General features: G+C 33.4%; 19 protein-coding genes. 15 read left to right on the forward strand and 4 right to left on the reverse strand.

The window, feature by feature from the left end; genetic code table 11:
* Positions 1–10: 10 nt before the first annotated feature.
* The 3 genes from MJQ71_RS07135 to truA are packed head-to-tail and all read right to left on the reverse strand — an operon-like array spanning position 11 to position 2,185.
* Positions 11–955 (reverse strand): L-threonylcarbamoyladenylate synthase, encoded by a 945-nt coding sequence (locus tag MJQ71_RS07135; RefSeq protein ID WP_238805849.1) that lies wholly within the window; start codon positions 953–955, stop codon positions 11–13.
* Positions 955–1,425, reverse strand: coding sequence for a GNAT family N-acetyltransferase (locus MJQ71_RS07140; RefSeq protein ID WP_238805851.1), 471 nt, complete (start codon positions 1,423–1,425; stop codon positions 955–957). The genes MJQ71_RS07135 and MJQ71_RS07140 overlap by 1 nt, the downstream gene beginning before the upstream one ends.
* A gap of 22 nt (positions 1,426–1,447) precedes the next feature.
* Complete coding sequence (truA, locus tag MJQ71_RS07145; protein WP_238805853.1) at positions 1,448–2,185, reverse strand: tRNA pseudouridine(38-40) synthase TruA; 738 nt, start codon at positions 2,183–2,185, stop codon at positions 1,448–1,450.
* Positions 2,186–2,479: 294 nt separating this feature from the next.
* On the opposite strand from truA, the gene MJQ71_RS07150 reads away from it, so the two are divergent.
* The 5 genes from MJQ71_RS07150 (at position 2,480) to lepB (ending at position 6,959) form a co-directional block, all read left to right on the forward strand.
* Positions 2,480–3,262 carry a ParA family protein gene (locus MJQ71_RS07150; RefSeq protein ID WP_238805856.1) on the forward strand — a complete coding sequence of 261 codons (783 nt, stop codon included), beginning with the start codon at positions 2,480–2,482 and terminating at the stop codon, positions 3,260–3,262.
* An 83-nt stretch (positions 3,263–3,345) separates the two neighbouring features.
* Positions 3,346–4,281, forward strand: coding sequence for a ParB/RepB/Spo0J family partition protein (locus tag MJQ71_RS07155; protein ID WP_238805857.1), 936 nt, complete (start codon positions 3,346–3,348; stop codon positions 4,279–4,281).
* Positions 4,282–4,363: 82 nt separating this feature from the next.
* Positions 4,364–4,984 carry a DUF5683 domain-containing protein gene (locus MJQ71_RS07160; protein WP_238805858.1) on the forward strand — a complete coding sequence of 207 codons (621 nt, stop codon included), beginning with the start codon at positions 4,364–4,366 and terminating at the stop codon, positions 4,982–4,984.
* A 28-nt stretch (positions 4,985–5,012) separates the two neighbouring features.
* Positions 5,013–5,732, forward strand: coding sequence for a 4-hydroxy-tetrahydrodipicolinate reductase (gene dapB, locus MJQ71_RS07165; RefSeq protein WP_238805860.1), 720 nt, complete (start codon positions 5,013–5,015; stop codon positions 5,730–5,732).
* 84 nt (positions 5,733–5,816) lie between these two features.
* Positions 5,817–6,959, forward strand: a complete 1,143-nt coding sequence (gene lepB, locus MJQ71_RS07170; protein WP_238805862.1) for a signal peptidase I — start codon at positions 5,817–5,819, stop codon at positions 6,957–6,959.
* Positions 6,960–7,034: 75 nt separating this feature from the next.
* Here lepB and ung read toward each other — a convergent pair whose 3' ends face one another.
* Complete coding sequence (gene ung, locus MJQ71_RS07175; RefSeq protein ID WP_238805864.1) at positions 7,035–7,700, reverse strand: uracil-DNA glycosylase; 666 nt, start codon at positions 7,698–7,700, stop codon at positions 7,035–7,037.
* Positions 7,701–7,900: 200 nt separating this feature from the next.
* Between ung and apaG the strand changes: the two genes are divergently transcribed.
* The 10 genes from apaG to MJQ71_RS07225 all read left to right on the forward strand — a co-directional run bounded on the left by apaG (position 7,901) and on the right by MJQ71_RS07225 (position 18,474).
* On the forward strand, positions 7,901–8,290 hold the full coding sequence (gene apaG / locus MJQ71_RS07180) for a Co2+/Mg2+ efflux facilitator ApaG/CorD (protein ID WP_238805865.1): 390 nt from the start codon (positions 7,901–7,903) through the stop codon (positions 8,288–8,290).
* 158 nt (positions 8,291–8,448) lie between these two features.
* Positions 8,449–9,849, forward strand: coding sequence for a class II fumarate hydratase (gene fumC, locus MJQ71_RS07185; RefSeq protein WP_238805866.1), 1,401 nt, complete (start codon positions 8,449–8,451; stop codon positions 9,847–9,849).
* 66 nt (positions 9,850–9,915) lie between these two features.
* On the forward strand, positions 9,916–10,257 hold the full coding sequence (locus MJQ71_RS07190) for a tRNA-binding protein (RefSeq protein ID WP_238805867.1): 342 nt from the start codon (positions 9,916–9,918) through the stop codon (positions 10,255–10,257).
* Between the two features lie 70 nt (positions 10,258–10,327).
* Complete coding sequence (locus tag MJQ71_RS07195; protein WP_238805873.1) at positions 10,328–10,762, forward strand: HYC_CC_PP family protein; 435 nt, start codon at positions 10,328–10,330, stop codon at positions 10,760–10,762.
* Between the two features lie 72 nt (positions 10,763–10,834).
* Positions 10,835–11,437 (forward strand): helix-turn-helix domain-containing protein, encoded by a 603-nt coding sequence (locus MJQ71_RS07200; RefSeq protein WP_238805876.1) that lies wholly within the window; start codon positions 10,835–10,837, stop codon positions 11,435–11,437.
* A 62-nt stretch (positions 11,438–11,499) separates the two neighbouring features.
* The gene (locus MJQ71_RS07205) at positions 11,500–12,057 is read left to right on the forward strand and encodes a heavy metal-binding domain-containing protein (RefSeq protein WP_238805878.1); all 558 of its coding nucleotides are present in this window, start codon (positions 11,500–11,502) and stop codon (positions 12,055–12,057) included.
* Positions 12,058–12,188: 131 nt separating this feature from the next.
* Positions 12,189–14,672, forward strand: a complete 2,484-nt coding sequence (locus tag MJQ71_RS07210) for a heavy metal translocating P-type ATPase (RefSeq protein WP_238805880.1) — start codon at positions 12,189–12,191, stop codon at positions 14,670–14,672.
* A 13-nt stretch (positions 14,673–14,685) separates the two neighbouring features.
* Positions 14,686–16,926: a TonB-dependent receptor gene (locus MJQ71_RS07215; RefSeq protein WP_238805881.1), complete on the forward strand. Its 2,241-nt coding sequence runs from the start codon at positions 14,686–14,688 to the stop codon at positions 16,924–16,926.
* Positions 16,927–17,002: 76 nt separating this feature from the next.
* Positions 17,003–18,049, forward strand: a complete 1,047-nt coding sequence (locus MJQ71_RS07220; RefSeq protein WP_238805884.1) for a YncE family protein — start codon at positions 17,003–17,005, stop codon at positions 18,047–18,049.
* A gap of 44 nt (positions 18,050–18,093) precedes the next feature.
* Entirely contained in the window at positions 18,094–18,474 is a 381-nt protein-coding gene (locus tag MJQ71_RS07225) for a heavy-metal-associated domain-containing protein (protein ID WP_238805886.1), read from the forward strand.
* Positions 18,475–18,494: the final 20 nt, after the last annotated feature.

Raw genomic sequence — 18,494 nt, forward strand, 5'->3', positions numbered from 1 at the left:
ACAAATGTATCTAAGAAGTAGCTCGTTTTATACGGTCATTGATGGCTCTTCCAAGTCCAATTTCTGGCAAAAACTCGGTATAAATTTTATCAAAATTTCTGGTGTCCAAAATTCGCATGAACGCAAAAAGATTTTTTGCGGCTTCCTGCAAATCGCCATTTGGAGAAAGTAATAATTGATTTTCTTTAGAAATTTCTGGGTGAAAATCTTTAAACCCTAAAAAGCCAATATTCAAATGATCTGTTGGCATTTTTGGGTCTTCAATCAGCAATTTCGTTCTTGGTGCATAATGGCTTTGAAGCATTCCTGGAGCTTTTGGATTTGACGATGAATGTTCTTCCATTCTGACTTTTCCAACGATGCCTTCTATGGCTTCAATTGACAAACCACCTTTTCGGTAAACAACAATTTCATCCTCAAAAAAACCAATAATTGAAGATTCAATACCAACTTGACATTCTCCACCATCTAAAATATAATTAATTTTATCACCAAGCTGATTATCAACGTGTTGAGCAGAAGTTGGAGAAATATATCCAAACGGATTGGCACTTGGAGCAGCCAATGGAAAATCTAGTTGTTGTAATAACTCATTCGCCAGCGGATGATTTGGAATTCTGACCGCAACAGTTTCTAATCCAGAAGTAACTAAGTCAGAAATAATACATTTTTTGGGTAAAAGTAATGTAAGTGGGCCTGGCATAAAATGTTCGGCTAATAATTTAGCCTTTGGCGGAACTTCGCTCACAAACTCCAAAACCCGTTCAAAACTCGACGTATGAACAATTAATGGGTCGAAAGTTGGTCGGTTTTTAACTTCAAAAATTTTAGTAATAGCCGCCGAATTATATGCATTCCCCGCTAATCCATAAACAGTTTCAGTCGGAAGCCCAATCACTTCACCCAATTTTAGCTGACGAATCGCTTCTTCAATATCTTTTCCTATGAATGCCATCAAACTAAGGATTTTTCAAAATAAACAATATCAGGTTCTGGATTAAAATTGTACGAATTTGTTTCAATAAAGCCCAATGAATGATAAAGCAAATTAGCAGTTTTCAATCGTTTTAATGTATCTAACTTCATTTTATTATAACCTTTCAATTGTGCTTCCTCTATCAATTTTAAAGTAATTGTTTTTCCCAAACCAATACCTTGAAACTCCTTTTTTACATACAATCTTTTCATTTCACAAACACCATCTTCCAATTTCCATAAACCAACACATCCAGCTGGTTTATCATTAACCTTCGCTAAAAAGATTGCCCCTTCTGGTTCGGCATATTTAGCGGGCAATTTTGCTAATTCTTCTTCAAAACCTTGAAAACAAAGGTCAACTTGAAGAAAGTTTGCATATTCTCTAAATAATTGCTTAACGTCTTCGAGGTCTTGATGTGAGGCTATTTTTTGAACAACAATTTCCATAATTTGAATGTTTTACCCATTTCTATAATGATTTATAACCAACCTCAACCAAAGTTAGCCCTTCGGAAGGAACTGCTCTTCCTGCATTATTTCTATTTTTCGATAAAATTATTTGCTCAAAATCAGTTAAAGTCAATTTTCCTGCACCAACTTCAATCATTGTTCCCACAATTGCCCGAACCATTCCACGCAAAAACCTATCTGCTTTAATGTGAAACAATAAAAATTGCTCTTGCTGTTCCCAATATGCAAATTCAATCTTACAATTAAATGTTTGCACATCTGTTTTTACTTTGCTAAAACATTGGTAATCAATGTATTTTAGCATAATTTCACCAGCTTTATTCATCAAAGAAATATCTAATTTGGTTTTGCAGAAATAAGACATTTCATACCAAAATGGATTTTTTTCTTGGTGAATTCGGTACAAATATCGACGATGACAAGCATCAAACCTAGAATGAAAATCATTTGGAACTGCTAAAATTTTCTTTATCGCAATATCCTTCGACAAAATTCCATTTATGCTATGAGCAATTTTGTCAATATCAATTATTTTTTCTTCAACATCAAAATGAGCAAACTGCTGAGACGCATGAACTCCTGTATCCGTTCTGCTACTTCCAACGATTTCAATTTTTTGTTTTAAAACTGTTGATAATGCTTTTTCAATACTTTCTTGCACACTGATTGCATTGGGTTGAATTTGCCAACCATGAAATGCTTTGCCACGATATGAACATTCTATTAAATAACGCATCGACAAAGATAAGCTGTGTTAGCGTAAACAAAATCATGTCAATATTTTTTTATTTTAATTTCAGTATTTTTGTAGATATTAAAAATACTTACTTCAAGTTATAGTTTTTTATAAAATGCTTTTAATAAGGCAATTATCATTGATTTTTATTCGTAATTAATTTTACATTTAAGTTTTATTATCAACAATCTTATCCACATCGTGGAACATTTTACCCACAGCGTGGAACATTTAATTGTTTATTAACATTAAATGTTCGATATTTGAGCCAGTAATTTTCTCTAACCACAAGAAATGGGAAAAATAATAGCAATTGCCAATCAAAAAGGTGGTGTAGGCAAAACCACAACGACAATCAACTTAGCAGCCAGTTTAGCTGCCCTCGAATTTCGTACGCTCATAATTGATGCAGACCCGCAAGCAAATGCAACTTCTGGATTAGGTTTTAATCCAAAAGAGGTTGAAAACAGCATTTATGAATGTATGGTTGATGATATTCGGCCACGTGATATTATCATCGAAACCGATTTCCCAAACCTCGACTTACTGCCGTCTCACATTGACCTAGTTGGAGCCGAAATTGAAATGATTAACCTTCCGAAAAGAGAAGAAAAAATGAAAGAATCGCTCATGGACGTCAAAGACATGTATGATTTCATCATTATTGACTGCTCTCCTTCTTTGGGTTTAATCGTAATCAATAGTTTAACCGCTGCCGACTCTGTTATTGTTCCTGTCCAATGTGAGTATTTTGCATTGGAAGGACTTGGAAAATTGTTGAATACTATCAAAATTATTCAACAAAGATTAAATCCAGCTCTAACAATTGAAGGTATTTTGTTGACAATGTATGATTTGAGAGTTCGGCTTTCTAATCAAGTAGTACACGAAGTTACTACTCATTTCAAGAATATGGTGTTTCAGACACTTATTCCGAGAAATATTAGATTATCAGAGTCTCCAAGCTATGGCGTTCCTGCTCTTGCACAAGATGCTGATAGTAAAGGAGCGATTAGTTACCTCAATCTTGCCCGTGAAATTTTAGTAAAAAACGGCAAACTTGGAGTTGACAACTAATATTTCTAATTAAAAAAGTAAAACAACAAAGCTGTAATAAGTGTGTTTGAACAACACGCTTATCTACAACACATACATAATATATGGAGCCTAAGCTAGCAAACACAAAGAAAAGCATGACTGGACTCGGAAGGGGTTTGGGAGCATTGCTGTCTGATTCGGGTTCGGATAGAGGTTCAGAAAAAAACTTAGAAACTCCTGTTCCACGTCGAATGGAAGCCATGAGTTCGATGCATGAAATTACAATCGAATCGGTCGAAACAAATCCATTTCAACCACGTACTCATTTCGACCAAGAAGCATTACAAGAATTAGCTGAATCCATTAAGGTTTTAGGCATTATTCAACCAATTACAGTAAAAGAAGCTAGTCCAGGAAAATATACATTAATTTCTGGAGAAAGACGTTTACAAGCTTCAAAACTAGCTGGTTTTAGCAAAATTCCAGCTTACATTCGTACAGCCAACGATCAACAAATGCTCGAAATGGCTCTCATTGAAAACATTCAACGTGAAAACTTGAATGCGATTGAGATAGCCCTAAGTTACCACCGCTTGTTAAGTGAATTTCAATTAAAACAAGAAGAACTGGGCGACAGAGTTGGAAAAAACCGTACGACTGTTAATAATTATTTGAGATTATTGAAATTGCCCGATGTAATTCAAGCTGCTGTACGAGACAGTGAAATTTCGATGGGTCATGCTCGTGCTTTGATTAATATTGATAATCATGAAACGCAAATTAAGCTTTTCAATAAGATTGTACAGGAAAACTGGTCAGTAAGAAAAGTAGAAGATGAGGTAAGAAGATTAACATTGATTATTCCTGAAGAAGGCAAAGGCACACGTCAGGTTTCAATCAAACAAGAGATTTCATCACTACAATTTAGGTTACAAGGATATTTCGGCACAAAAGTTTTGGTAAAAGCTGATGATAAACACAAAGGAGAAATCAAAATCCCTTTTACTTCAAAAGAAGAATTAGACAAAATCCTTAATGCAATTAAAGTTAACGATTAATGTCGTTAAGGAATGTTAAATACTTGATTAATAAAGACTTATGAAGAAGTTTGTGCGTTATTAATCAAAAAGTTAAAACATTATGACAAGGTTTTTTATAGTTTTACTTTTGGCCTCATCGTGTACTTTTGCCCAAAAACTGGACACTGCAAAAGTTTTAAACACCCAAAAAGCGGTTATTGATACAGCAAAAAAAGTAAATTTCCTGACAAGTATTATCAAGAAAGATTCTTCAAACAAACGAAGTATTCCTCGAACAGTTTTATTACGTTCACTGATTTTACCAGGCTGGGGACAAGCTACCAATAAGCAATATTGGATAATTCCTGTTGTATATGGAGCAGCCGCAGGAGGTGTTTATGCTATTTGGTGGAATAATAGTAAATATAAGTTTTATAAAAGTTATTTATCACAAATCGTTGTTGATAAAAAAACTGAAGTTTATATTCCTGTCAATGGTGAACTACGTGGGCCTTATGTACAAACACAAATTGAACCTGCAGTAAAATCATATCACCGACAACGAGATTTATCATGGATTGGTTTAGCCGTTGGCTGGACGCTCCAAGCGATTCAGGCAAATGTTTCAGCTCATTTGAAAGGCTTTGATATGAGTGATGATATTTCACTCAAGTTTGAACCGAATATTCAACCTACATCATTCGGTAGTGCCGTTGGTGTAAAAATTGGACTAAATTTTTAATTATTCAAATAAATTACAAACTCGAAGTATGCGAATTGCACTTTTAGGGTACGGTAAAATGGGTAAAGTAATTGAACAAATTGCTTTACAAAGAGGACATGAGATTTCGGTAAAAATTGACATCAGTAACCGTACTGAAATATTATCGCTCAATAGTGATAACACCGATGTTGTCATTGAATTCAGTTCACCAGAATCAGCTTATGGAAATCTTAAATACTGTATGGAATTTGGGTTACCGACTGTTAGTGGCACAACAGGTTGGCTACAACATAAACCTGAGATTGAAAAACTTTGCTTAGAAAATAAAGCAGCCTTTTTTTACGCATCAAATTATAGTATTGGTGTTAATCTTTTTTTTGAATTAAATAAAACGTTGGCTCGTTTGATGAATCCTTACAAGGAATTTAAGGTTTCTACGAATGAAATTCATCATACAGAAAAAAAAGATGCTCCAAGTGGAACTGCAATTACTTTAGCTGAAGGCATTATTGACAATCTTTCGGATAAAAATGTCTGGGTAAATAATCAAATTGCAAACAACGATGAAGTACCAATTTGGTCTTCAAGAGAAGGCAGAGTAGCGGGAACACATACTGTGAAATATATTTCTGACGTTGACCAAATAGAAATTACACATATTGCTCATAGCAGACAAGGCTTTGCACTTGGTGCTGTAATTGCGGCAGAATGGCTCAATGGAAAAGAAGGAATTTTTGGCATGAATGATTTACTCGGAATTAAATAATTAATATTTCAAAGTCAATTTGATTTAAAACTTACCTAAAATAATATTTATCATCTAAGCATAAAGGTTTAACAATTAATATCAATGGCAGAAGTACAAACGACTGAAACTAAACCCGTAAAGAAAAAATCAGCTATCAGAGAATGGTGGGATTCTGTATTATTTGCGGTTGTGGCTGCAACCCTCATCCGTTGGATGTTTTTGGAAGCATACACAATTCCAACCCCTTCAATGGAAAAAAGTTTATTAGTAAATGATTTCCTTTTTGTAAGTAAACTGCATTATGGCTCGCGTACGCCAAAAACAATTTTACAAATACCGTTGACACATCAAAAAATTTGGTTTACTGAAATCCCTTCATATACAGATTTGATTCAACTACCTCAATTTAGATTACCAGGTTTCACTTCGGTAAAAAATAATGATGTAGTGGTTTTTAATTATCCAGGATGCCCCGAAAGACCCGATGAATTTGGTGGCTATGATAAATATCCAGTTGATTTACGCACTAATTACATCAAGCGTTGTGTTGGAATTGCAGGCGACGTACTCGAAGTTCGTCAAGGTCAAGTTTTTATCAATGGTAAACCTTCTGATAACCCTGATAAAATGCAAATGGAATATGCCATAGAAACCAATACTCAAGTAAATGAAAAGATTTTCAAGAAATATGAAATCACGGAATTTGAGCAAGATATGCGTATGACCGACAAAACGATTTATTATGTGACAGCCTCTGCAAAAGCCGTAAACGATATGAAGAATCTTGATTTTGTGAAAACTATTACGCCAATGCTCATGGCTAAAGGTGATACAACTGACACAAGATATCCTACATTCCCGCATAATATAAAACTTTTCCCTTTTAACAGAGATAATTTTGGGCCAATTACAATCCCTAAAAAAGGTGTTACTATTCAATTAGATGAAAAAAATATTGCCCTTTATAAAGGTGTAATTACTACTTTTGATGGCAATGATGATGCGAAATACATTGATGGAAAAATAGTTGTTGATGGAAAACCAATTACATCATATACATTCAAACAGGATTATTATTTTATGATGGGCGATAACAGACATGGCTCGGACGACTCTCGTTTTTGGGGATTTGTTCCAGAAGACCACATTGTTGGCAAAGCAGTATTTATTTGGATGTCAATCGACAAAGACGGTAGCTTCCTAAATAAAATCCGTTGGAGTAGATTATTTTCGATAATCAGATAAAAACTCAAATACATCAAAATAAGAAAGCACAAAGAAAAATACTTCTTTGTGCTTTCTTGTTCTATTGATCATTAATCACCACTCAATTTCTGGTAATCCTCTACTACGCAAATAATTATTGGCTTGGCTAAAATGTTTATTCCCAAACCAACCACCAAAATTGGCAGACATTGGTGATGGATGCTTTGATTTTAAAACAAAATGCTTTGAAGAATCAATAATTTTACCTTTATCTTGAGCATATTTTCCCCAAAGCATAAAAACAACACCTTCTTTTTCATCGTTGATACACTTAATAACGCCATCCGTAAATTGTTCCCAACCTTTATTTTGGTGCGAGCCAGCAGAAGCTGCTTGAACAGTAAGTGTTGAATTTAACAATAAAACACCTTGTTCAGCCCAACGTTCTAAATTTCCACTTTTAGGAAAAGGAATGCCTAAGTCATCGTTTAATTCTTTAAAAATATTAATTAATGACGGAGGAAATGTAACTCCATCGTTTACTGAAAAACTCAAACCATTGGCTTGACGTGGCCCATGATAAGGGTCTTGGCCAATAATTACTACCCTAGTTTTATCAAAAGAGCATTTATCAAAGGCATTAAAAATCAGGTTTCCAGGCGGATAACACAATCCAGTTTTGTAGGCAGATTTAACAAAAGCGATTAAGTTTTCAAAATAAGGTTTTTCAAATTCAACATTTAATCTTGTTTTCCAACTTTCTTCAATTTTTACATTCATCGAATAAAATATATAATATAGTACAAATATTTTGTGTAAATTTACATCGTTTATAAATTAAAGTTATAAGATTTGTTTCCGCCAAACAAGTTTAGCTGAATTAAATCCAACAAATAATGTGACTTATCAGTTATCTTGTTAGTCAAAAGCCCAAATTGATGACAAACGACAAGCTTTTTGCTTAAACCTAATATAATACTATGACAACAACTGCTGTAACCGCTGGTGTTAGAGTAACTGTTATTACTGAATATCAGCCCGCTTATTCGAGTCCACTACAAGAACATTTTGTTTTCACTTATAGAATTAGAATTGAAAATAATAGTGAAAATACTGTACAACTATTACGTCGTCAATGGTTTATTTTCGACACCAATGCTACTGTTAGAGAAGTGGAAGGTGAAGGGGTAATTGGCGTTCAGCCAGTTTTAGAACCAGGTGAAGTTCATGAATATATTTCTGGATGTAACTTAAAAACTTCTATTGGCAAAATGATGGGAACTTACCTAATGGAGAGATTAATTGATGGAAAACAATTTCATGCTGAAATTCCTGAGTTTAATCTGATTGTTCCATATCGATTAAATTAATTTGTACTGAAAAAACATAAAAAAGCACGGCATTTGTCGTGCTTTTTTTATTAAAAAATACGTAAAAAAAATATAGATTTTCGTAAGTATAAGCAAAACTAACTTAATTTTGCAAAAACAATAAAACATTTTAAAATCTCATATTCATAATTAAAATCATGCAATACAGAATAGAAAAAGATACGATGGGCGAGGTACAAGTACCTGCTGATGTATATTGGGGGGCTCAAACCCAACGCTCAATCGAAAACTTTAAAATTGCTCAAGATATAAATAAAATGCCTAAAGAAATTATTAAGGCATTTGCATATTTGAAACATGGTGCGGCTTTAACGAATCAAGAATTAGGCGTTTTACCGAAAGAAAAAGCTGATTTAATTGGTACGGTTTGTAATGAAATCCTTGCCGGGAAATTAGATGACCAGTTCCCATTAGTTGTATGGCAAACAGGTTCGGGTACGCAGTCGAACATGAATTGTAATGAAGTAATTGCCTATCGTGGACACGTTTTACAAGGCGGAGATTTAGGTGATAAACAAAAATTTTTGCACCCAAATGATGATGTAAACAAATCACAATCATCAAATGATACTTTTCCAACAGCAATGCACATTGCAGCATATAAAATGTTGATAGAAGTAACCATTCCTGGTATTGAAAAGTTACGTGATACTTTAGCTGCAAAATCAGCGGAGTTTATGAACGTTGTGAAAATCGGACGTACGCACTTTATGGACGCAACACCTTTGACAGTCGGTCAGGAATTCTCTGGTTACGTTTCTCAATTGAATCATGGATTAAAAGCCATCAAAAATACATTAGAACATCTTTCAGAATTAGCACTTGGTGGTACAGCTGTTGGTACAGGAATCAACACACCAGATGGTTATTCAGAATTAGTTGCAAAACATATTGCCAATCTTACTGGACTTCCTTTTGTTACTGCTGAAAATAAATTTGAAGCATTAGCAGCTCACGATGCAATTGTTGAAGCACATGGTGCATTGAAAACTGTTGCAGCTAGTTTAATGAAAATTGCGAATGATGTTCGTATGTTATCTTCTGGGCCACGAGCGGGAATTGGTGAAATTTTTATTCCTGACAATGAGCCTGGCTCTTCAATTATGCCTGGTAAAGTAAATCCAACGCAATGTGAAGCTTTGACGATGATTGCGGCTCAAGTTATGGGCAACGACGTAGCTATTAATTTTGGTGGTGCTTTAGGACATTTCGAATTAAATGTTTTCAAGCCTGTGATGATTTACAATTTCTTGCATTCAGCTCGATTGATTGGCGAAGGTTGCGTTTCGTTTAATGATAAATGTGCAATTGGATTAGCCCCTTTGACAGAAAACATTACTAAACACGTAAATAATTCATTGATGTTAGTGACGGCTTTGAACACTAAAATTGGGTATTATAAATCAGCAGAAATTGCTCAAACTGCTCATAAAAATGGTTCAACACTGAAAGAAACAGCTATTAGTTTGGGATACTTAACAGCCGAAGAATTTGATGCTTGGGTGAAACCAGAAGAAATGGTTGGTCATTTAAAATAACTTTTGTTTGAACGATTTATTCAAGAGATTCCGACAAAATTTCATCGGAATCTCTTATTTTAAAATATGAACAAAATAATTTCTTGGGAAGATTTTGAAAAAGTCGAATTACGAGTAGGAACTATAGTAGAAGTAAACGATTTCCCCAAAGCACGTAAACCTGCATATAAACTTTTGATTGATTTCGGTTTAGAAATTGGCGTTAAACGTTCTTCCGCACAAATTACAAAACTTTATACAAAAGAGAAATTGTTGGGGAAGCAAGTGATTTGTGTTACTAATTTTCCTCCACGTCAAATTGCAGATTTCATGTCTGAGGTACTTACTACAGGCTTTATACTAGAAGATGGAGAAGTAGTTCTATCAGAACCGCAACAAAAAGTGCCAAACGGTAGTAAACTTGCATAAAAAAACAATTGTTTTCTTGCAAATATAGTTGTCAATTATATACATTTGTATAGAATTTTCAAACATACGTATGAAAAAAGCCTTTTCTCGCATATTTAATGTATTTTTGGCAGTAGTTGTACTACTAAGTAGTACTGGTTTTGGCTTGGTTGAACATTCATGCACTGTAAAAGGGAAACAAACTTCACTCCATAAAAGTAAAAATGCTTGTTGTGCAAATAATCCGCATCAACAACAAAATCAACAAAAATCTACTATTAAAAAAGCTAAATGCTGCTCAGAAAGAGAGAAATACGAAAATGTTGACTATTCTTCCTCTGCATCGCAAATTGTAGCAAAATTCACTCAAAAAAGCATTGATTGGTTAAAAGTAACAGTCATTTCATTTGTAAGAACAATCATTGAAACAATTTTACAAGTAATTACTTCATCCACACATTCATCTTCAAAATCTCTGTCAACTGGTAGAGATATTCTTTCCTTCGTACAATCATATTTAATTTGAATAATATTTTTTTGAAATTTTGAGGTAAACATTCACTTGTTTGCTTATTTTTTCATTTTTTATTATTTCAAAATGCAATTACTCATCAAAAATATGGTGTGCGACCGTTGCATACGCGTTGTACAAGAAGAGTTAAATAATATTGGGTTATCAATATCTAATATTGGCTTAGGCTATGTTGAATTGGAATCAAATTTAGATGAAATAAATTTGGCTTTAGTTCAAAAAACATTGCATCAAGCTGGATTTGAATTAATCAATGATTCACGTATTGCGTTAGTTGAAGAAATTAAACTACTCATTATCAATGAAATACATTCTAATATTCATCAAAAGTTAACCTCCGAAAATTTCTCTGATTTTTTAGTGAAAAAACTTTCAAATACACATCTCACACACGAATATTCTTTCCTAAGTACATTGTTTTCTTCCATAGAAAAAACAACCATTGAAAAATATATCATTGCACAAAAAATTGAAAGAACCAAAGAACTAATTTCATACGGAGAATTAAGCTTATCTGAAATTGCATGGGACTTAGGCTATAGCAGTGTTGCTTATTTATCTAATCAATTTAAGCAAATTGTTGGTTGTTCTCCTAGCGAGTATAAAAAACAAAACTTAAAAAACAGGCAACCGATTGACGGAATCAATAATCTTGTAACAAACAAATAAAATTCTGTAACAAATGCTTCAAAAGTGCTTTCTACCTTTGTTTCATTAAAACAAAACTTAAAATGAAAACATTAAAAACAACAATCGTTTTACTTATAGTAATAAGTTCTTTCGTTCAGCCAGTTGCGAAAGCCCAAGAAGTTAATTATAAACACCAAATGTTAAGTATTAACCACAAAGGTGAAATCAAAAATGGCAGTGTTACAGTGGGGCATATCGCAAAAAACAATGTAATCAATGACATCAAAGGAAACAAAATTGCGTATGTTGATGGACAAGGAAACTTAATTGATGCCAAAGGAAAAATGCTGGGTCGTATGGGGAAAGATGGTAAAACTTACCATAATATCAACGGTGATTTATCTTTTAGTGTGAAAGAAAACGGAAACACCTGTAATGTGTTTGATGCTTCTGGTAATAAAATTGGCAATATTCATTCAAGCTATAAAGGAATGGCTTGTGTATTGTTTTGTTTTCAAAATAATATGGATATGAAAGACCATGCTCAAATCTCAAGTGAAGAAAAATATGCTTGTCCGATGCACCCAGAAATAACTGGAAAAGAAGGAGAAAGTTGTTCAAAATGTCACATGAAATTACATCACGTAACAAAGAAATAAATATTCAAAATCCAAATTTCACAAACGGATGATAACTGTCAGTTTATGAAATTTGGAGTAATATATTTTCTTCAAATGAGTGCTATAAACCGAATAAAGCTTATTTTTTGATAAAATAAGGGAACTAGAAAATGACGCATAAATATCAAATAATAGGAATGTCGTGCAATAGTTGCCGTACAAAAGTAGAAAAAACCCTCAATGATATAGAGGGAATTTCTGCAACTGTAACACTAAATCCACCAATTGGAACAATTACAATGGCAAGACATATTCCTACCACGCAATTACAAGCTGCACTCTCGGCGGTAGGCGATTACACAATTGAAGATGGTTCAACTGTTGTATCTCATCAAATAAAGAAAATAGAGCACCCTTCTCAAAAAAACAGTACTGGAAAATATTATTGCCCAATGCACTGTGAAGGCGATAAATTATATGATAAAGCTGGCGATTGCCCAGTTTGTGGGATGGATTTAGTTCCACAAGCACAAATGGCTCAAAAATTGGAATATACGTGTCCAATGCACCCCGAAATCATTAAAAATGAAGCGGGAAATTGTCCAATTTGTGGAATGAATTTAATATCCAAAACCGTTGAAAGTGATGAAAATAAGAGTTATAATGCCTTATTGAGGAAAATAAAAATAGCACTTGTCTTTACGATTCCTATTTTCGTGATTGCAATGTCAGACATGATTCCCAATAATTTATTAATGAAAATCATGGGGCATGAACAATGGAATTGGGTACAATTTGTATTGAGTTTACCAGTAATTTTTTATGCGTGTTGGATGTTTTTTGTAAGAGCATGGAAATCAATAATTACTTGGAATCTTAATATGTTTACTCTCATTGGGATAGGTTCTGGAGTGGCATTCTTATTCAGTATTGTTGGGTTATTTTTTCCGAATGTTTTTCCCAGCGAATTTAAAAGCGAAAACGGTACCGTTCATTTATATTTTGAGGCAACAACCGTTATTCTAACTTTAGTTTTATTAGGACAATTACTCGAAGCAAAAGCTCATAGCCAAACAAGTGGTGCAATCAAAGAACTACTCAAACTAGCACCAACAGAAGCTACCATTTTGTTTCATGGCATTGCTAGCAAAATCTCAATCAACGACATTAGAAAAGGTGATTTATTGCGAATAAAACCTGGTGATAAAATACCAGTCGATGGAAAAATTACAGTCGGTGAAAGTTCAATCGACGAATCAATGATTACAGGCGAGCCAATTCCTATCGATAAAAAAGTAGACGATGCCGTCATAGCTGGAACAATCAATGGGAATAAATCATTCGTAATGATTGCTGAAAAAATTGGTTCAGAAACATTATTATCGCAAATTATCAAATTGGTCAATGATGCTAGTCGGTCAAAAGCACCAATTCAGAAATTAGCCGATAGTATTGCCAAATATTTCGTACCAATTGTTGTTACAATTTCAATCATAACATTTTTCGTTTGGGCAAAATTTGGACCTGACCAAGCATTAGTTTATGGCTTTATAAATGCGATTGCGGTATTGATTATTGCTTGTCCATGTGCATTGGGCTTAGCTACTCCAATGTCAGTTATGGTTGGTGTTGGAAAAGGAGCTTCATCAGGTATTTTAATTAAAAATGCTGAAGCTTTAGAATCAATGAATAAAGTGAATGTATTGATAACTGATAAAACAGGCACTATTACAGAAGGTAAACCATCAGTTGAACAACTCTTTTCACTAAATGACGCTGATTCAGATAATCTATTACAAATCACTGCATCTCTCAATCAATTAAGTGAACATCCATTGGCCAAAGCTATTGTAAAATATGCACTAGAAAAGAATATTTCTTTGATTGAAACACAAAATTTTGAAGCTATTACAGGAAAGGGGATTATCGGAACCATCAATCAAAGTAAAGTTGCTATTGGCAACAAAGCTCTTTTAGATGAAATAAAATGTACTATTCCAGAGGATTTAGAAAGCAAAGTTAATGCCCAACAAAAACTTGGTAAAACGGTTTCTTACATTGCCATTGATGGTGTTTCAGTAGGTTTTATAGCTATTACAGATGCTATTAAAAAAAGTAGTAAAGCGGCTATTAAAGAATTAATGCAACAAGGAATTGAAGTGATAATGCTTACTGGTGATAATGAAAACACAGCAAAGGCTGTTGCTAATGAATTAAACTTAAGTGACTTCAAAGCTAATTGTTTACCAGAAGACAAATTAAAAGAAATAAAACGCCTTCAAGTACAAGGAAAAATTGTAGCTATGGCAGGCGATGGAATCAATGATGCACCAGCTTTGGCTCAAGCAGATATTGGCATTGCGATGGGAACGGGAACAGATGTTGCAATTGAAAGTGCTAAAATAACACTTGTCAAAGGTGATTTACAAGGAATCGTTAAGGTCAAACATCTAAGTCACGCTGTCATGAAAAACATCAAACAAAATTTATTTTTTGCATTTATTTACAATACACTTGGCGTGCCAATTGCTGCGGGCGTTTTATATCCATTTTTTGGAATTTTATTGTCGCCAATGATTGCGGCATTAGCCATGAGTTTTAGTTCTGTATCTGTCATTGCAAATGCTTTGAGACTAAGAAATATTAAACTTTGATTTTATTATCTAAATGAAAAATTCAAAAAATCAGTATTATATATTACTTCTTTTCATTTTGATGAATAACAATATTTTTGCTCAAAATGTCAATGGAATTGTTCTGGACAACAACAATGGAAAAGAAGAAGCGATTGTCGGTGCAACTGTCAATTGGCTTGGAACAAAATTAGCTACCACAACTGATGTTGATGGAAAATTTAGCATTGCTCGCTCGAAAGCAAAAAAAATAGTAATCAGTTTCGTTGGCTATAAATCTGATACTATTTCAATCAGCAACGAAACCGATTTGAAGATTTTTTTAAAATCTGAAAATCAATTACAAGAAGTTGTTGTTCGTAGTAGTTCAACTGCAATGGATAGGCTTTCACCAATTCATACCGAAATAATTACTTCAAAGGCTTTGGCAAAAGCTGCTTGTTGTAATTTATCAGAAAGTTTTGAGACAAATGCTTCTGTATCAGTGAGTTATGCTGATGCAGTAACTGGAGCAAAACAAATTCAACTACTAGGTTTAGCAGGAACTTACGTACAAATGAATGTTGAAAATATCCCTTCGCTTCGAGGTTTGGCAAGTACTTTTGGACTAAATTATATTCCTGGAACTTGGGTTCAATCAATTGATGTAGGAAAAGGTGCTGGGTCGGTTGTAAATGGTTACGAGTCAATGACTGGACAGATAAATGTTGAATTGCAAAAACCAGATTTAGCAGAAAAAGTATATCTAAATACTTATGTCAATAGTTTAGGACGAGGAGAAATCAACTTAAATTTAGCTCATATTTTCAAGAAAAAAAGGGAAGTGGCTTTATCAAAATGGTCGGTTGCTTTATTAACACATGGCTCAACTTTGCAGACAACTCTTGATAAAAATAACGATAACTTCTATGATTTACCAAAATATACTCAGGCAAATTTTGTGAATCGTTGGAAATATGAATCTGAAAAAATGGTTGCTCAATTTGGTATTAAGTATTTATTTGATACAAGATTGGGCGGACAAATAAATAAAAATCCGTTATCATTAGATAACCTAATTTACCGATTCTCAAATACAACCAATCGTGCGGAATTCTTTTCAAAAACCGCCAAATTATATCAAAATAAGCCATATCGCGGCTTAGGCCTAATTTTAAATGGAATTATTCACGATTCAAAATCGCAATTTGGTTTTAGGCCTTACAATGGCAATCAAAAAACTCTTTACGGAAATTTAATTTATCAAGATATTTTTGGCAATACGAATCATTCTTACAAAACTGGACTAAGTTTTTTGTATGATAAGTATGATGAAACTTTTGCGGATATTACCAGTGCAAGAACCGAAATTGTTCCTGGTGCCTTCTTTGAATATACTTACAAATATCTCGATAAGTTAACAGCAGTTACAGGAACAAGGTTTGATGCTCACAATCTTTATGGCCCAATTTTCACTCCACGATTGCACGTGTTATTCAATCCAACTGAAAAAACGGCCCTTAGATTATCGGTTGGAAGAGGATTTCGAACTGCTAATCCATTTGCTGAATATTTTGGAAATTTAGTCAGTTCTCGAACAATCAGATTTTTAGAGGTAATAAAACCTGAAATTTCATGGAATTATGGTTTGAGTATGACTAGAAGTTTTGGTAAATCTAGTTTAGTTTTTGATGTTTTTAGAACCAATTTCCAAAATCAATTAATTGCCGATACTGAGCATCCAAATTTTCTATATTTTTATAATTCTCAAGGTCAAAATTATGCTAATTCTGCACAAATTGAGTTAAATCTTGTTCCAGCAAATCGTTTAGAATTCAAAATTGCCTATCGATATTCGGATGTATGGCAAACATTGGGCAAATCTTTAAATCAAGAAATCACTGTTCGTAAAATGTTTATTCCTCGAGATAGAATTTTGTTCAATGTTGGATATGCCCTACCCTATGATAAATGGAAATATGACTTAACTTTACAATACAATGGCGTAAGAAGGATTCCAAATTTATCGACAGCATACTTACATACAAGTTACGAATCAATGCCGATTCAATATGCACCTGCTTTTATCAATCTAAATGCCCAAGTAAGTCGCTCTTTCAGACGGTGGGATTTATATTTAGGTGGAGAAAACTTAACTAATTTCACTCAAAAAGCTCCAATTGTTACACCAGAAAACCCATTTGGAAGTCGTTTTGATGCAGGAAGTGCTTGGGGGCCAGTGATTGGTAGAGTAATTTACTTCGGAACAAGGTATAAATTAGGAGGGCGAATTTAAAAAAATAAATGAATCAAGACCTTTAATCCAATTAAAAACGTTTATATTATAAAGTAATTTAAACGTAGTTTTTTCCATGATTTTCTCAAGAAACATATTAATATTTTTTACCACGATTATTGTTTTTTCATCATGTAAAGAGAAAAAAATAATTAAAACCGAACCAATTGAAATTGATTATCCTAAGGCATATATAGTAAACGGTGGAAGTAATGATATTTCAATCATTAATTTGAATGAATTATCTGTCAATAAAATTATCCAATTGACCGATGTAGGACGTTTTCCGCACCATATAAGTATTTCACCCGATGGAAAAAAATTAGCAGTAGCTATTCCAGAATATGATTTTATACTTGGACACGCTGCATTGCACAATGCAACAGACAAAAAAGGGGGCATTTCGATAATTGATGCCCAAACAGGAAGTACGTTGTTAAAAATTGCACTTCCAAATGTCAATTTTAATGCAGCCTTTAGCCCTGATGGGAAAGAAATTTGGTCAGCAACTTCAACTCATTCTGGTGAAATGTATGTTTTTGACACTCAAACAGGTATTTTAAAAAATAAAATAGCATTGGGAGCTGACCCAAGTGAAGTAGTTTTTTCAAAAGATGGGCTAAATAGCTATGTTGCATTGGGTGAAAGTAGTTTTGTTTATGTGATTAATGCCGTATCCAAAGAAATTGTAAATACAATTAAAGTTGACCAATTTCCAACAAATGTTTGGGCAGGAAATGATGGAAAAATTTATGTTGAAAATAAAATAGCAAAGTCGATTAATATTATTGATACAAAAGCATTTTTGGCAACTGAATACATTGACGTAAATTTTTTACCAGGAAAAGTAGTTTATAATCAACTTATGAATGAACTATGGATTTGTCAAGCTAACGAAAATTTTGTTGCCTATTTTGAGCGAAAAAACAATGTTTGGTCTTTGAAAGGAAACATCGAAACAGGAAATGATGCTCATTCAATTAGCTTCTCAAAAGATGAGAAAAAAGCATTTATTGTTAATCAAAAGGCTAATTCTGTTTCGGTGATTGACGTTCTAAATCACTCAAAAATCAAAGATATTATCGTTGGCAGCCAACCTAATGGAATTGTCTTAAAAGAATAAATTTGTCACAAAAACATATTAATAATTAATAAAATCATAAAAAAATGAAAAAAACAATTAGACAGAAAATCGCAACAATGCTAACTATTGTATTGACTATCAGCAATTTAGTAATGGCCAGGCAGTCATTTATCGAACCACCTAAAAATGCAGAAATCAAAATCAAAACTTCTGCAAAATGCAGCATGTGCAAAAAACGCATAGAAAGAGATTTAGGCGTTTCTAAAGGAATTATCAACTCAAATTTAGATTTGACCGATAAAGTTGTAACCATTAAATATAACACTAAAAAAACAAGTCCAGAAAAAATAAAAGAGGTAATTTCAAAAATAGGTTATGATGCCGACGAGGTTATAGCAGACCAAAAATCACACGCAGCATTGCCTGATTGTTGCCAAAAAACAGCGGAAGGTCACAAAGATTGATTTTAACATAAAAATGCCTG

The organism is Emticicia aquatica (assembly GCF_923079645.1).
Classification (GTDB): Bacteria; Bacteroidota; Bacteroidia; order Cytophagales; family Spirosomataceae; genus Emticicia; species Emticicia aquatica.

Excerpts from the sequence above, each read along its gene's own strand:
- MJQ71_RS07150 (WP_238805856.1), top strand. The coding sequence starts at position 2,480 with ATGGGAAAAATAATAGCAATTGCCAATCAAAAAGGTGGTGTAGGCAAA.
- lepB (WP_238805862.1), top strand. The coding sequence starts at position 5,817 with ATGGCAGAAGTACAAACGACTGAAACTAAACCCGTAAAGAAAAAATCA.
- MJQ71_RS07225 (WP_238805886.1), top strand. The coding sequence starts at position 18,094 with ATGAAAAAAACAATTAGACAGAAAATCGCAACAATGCTAACTATTGTA.
- dapB (WP_238805860.1), top strand. The coding sequence starts at position 5,013 with ATGCGAATTGCACTTTTAGGGTACGGTAAAATGGGTAAAGTAATTGAA.
- MJQ71_RS07135 (WP_238805849.1), bottom strand. The coding sequence starts at position 955 with ATGGCATTCATAGGAAAAGATATTGAAGAAGCGATTCGTCAGCTAAAA.
- truA (WP_238805853.1), bottom strand. The coding sequence starts at position 2,185 with ATGCGTTATTTAATAGAATGTTCATATCGTGGCAAAGCATTTCATGGT.
- ung (WP_238805864.1), bottom strand. The coding sequence starts at position 7,700 with ATGAATGTAAAAATTGAAGAAAGTTGGAAAACAAGATTAAATGTTGAA.
- MJQ71_RS07160 (WP_238805858.1), top strand. The coding sequence starts at position 4,364 with ATGACAAGGTTTTTTATAGTTTTACTTTTGGCCTCATCGTGTACTTTT.
- MJQ71_RS07205 (WP_238805878.1), top strand. The coding sequence starts at position 11,500 with ATGAAAACATTAAAAACAACAATCGTTTTACTTATAGTAATAAGTTCT.
- apaG (WP_238805865.1), top strand. The coding sequence starts at position 7,901 with ATGACAACAACTGCTGTAACCGCTGGTGTTAGAGTAACTGTTATTACT.
- MJQ71_RS07140 (WP_238805851.1), bottom strand. The coding sequence starts at position 1,425 with ATGGAAATTGTTGTTCAAAAAATAGCCTCACATCAAGACCTCGAAGAC.
- MJQ71_RS07200 (WP_238805876.1), top strand. The coding sequence starts at position 10,835 with ATGCAATTACTCATCAAAAATATGGTGTGCGACCGTTGCATACGCGTT.
- MJQ71_RS07215 (WP_238805881.1), top strand. The coding sequence starts at position 14,686 with ATGAAAAATTCAAAAAATCAGTATTATATATTACTTCTTTTCATTTTG.
- MJQ71_RS07220 (WP_238805884.1), top strand. The coding sequence starts at position 17,003 with ATGATTTTCTCAAGAAACATATTAATATTTTTTACCACGATTATTGTT.
- MJQ71_RS07210 (WP_238805880.1), top strand. The coding sequence starts at position 12,189 with ATGACGCATAAATATCAAATAATAGGAATGTCGTGCAATAGTTGCCGT.
- MJQ71_RS07190 (WP_238805867.1), top strand. The coding sequence starts at position 9,916 with ATGAACAAAATAATTTCTTGGGAAGATTTTGAAAAAGTCGAATTACGA.
- MJQ71_RS07195 (WP_238805873.1), top strand. The coding sequence starts at position 10,328 with ATGAAAAAAGCCTTTTCTCGCATATTTAATGTATTTTTGGCAGTAGTT.
- fumC (WP_238805866.1), top strand. The coding sequence starts at position 8,449 with ATGCAATACAGAATAGAAAAAGATACGATGGGCGAGGTACAAGTACCT.
- MJQ71_RS07155 (WP_238805857.1), top strand. The coding sequence starts at position 3,346 with ATGGAGCCTAAGCTAGCAAACACAAAGAAAAGCATGACTGGACTCGGA.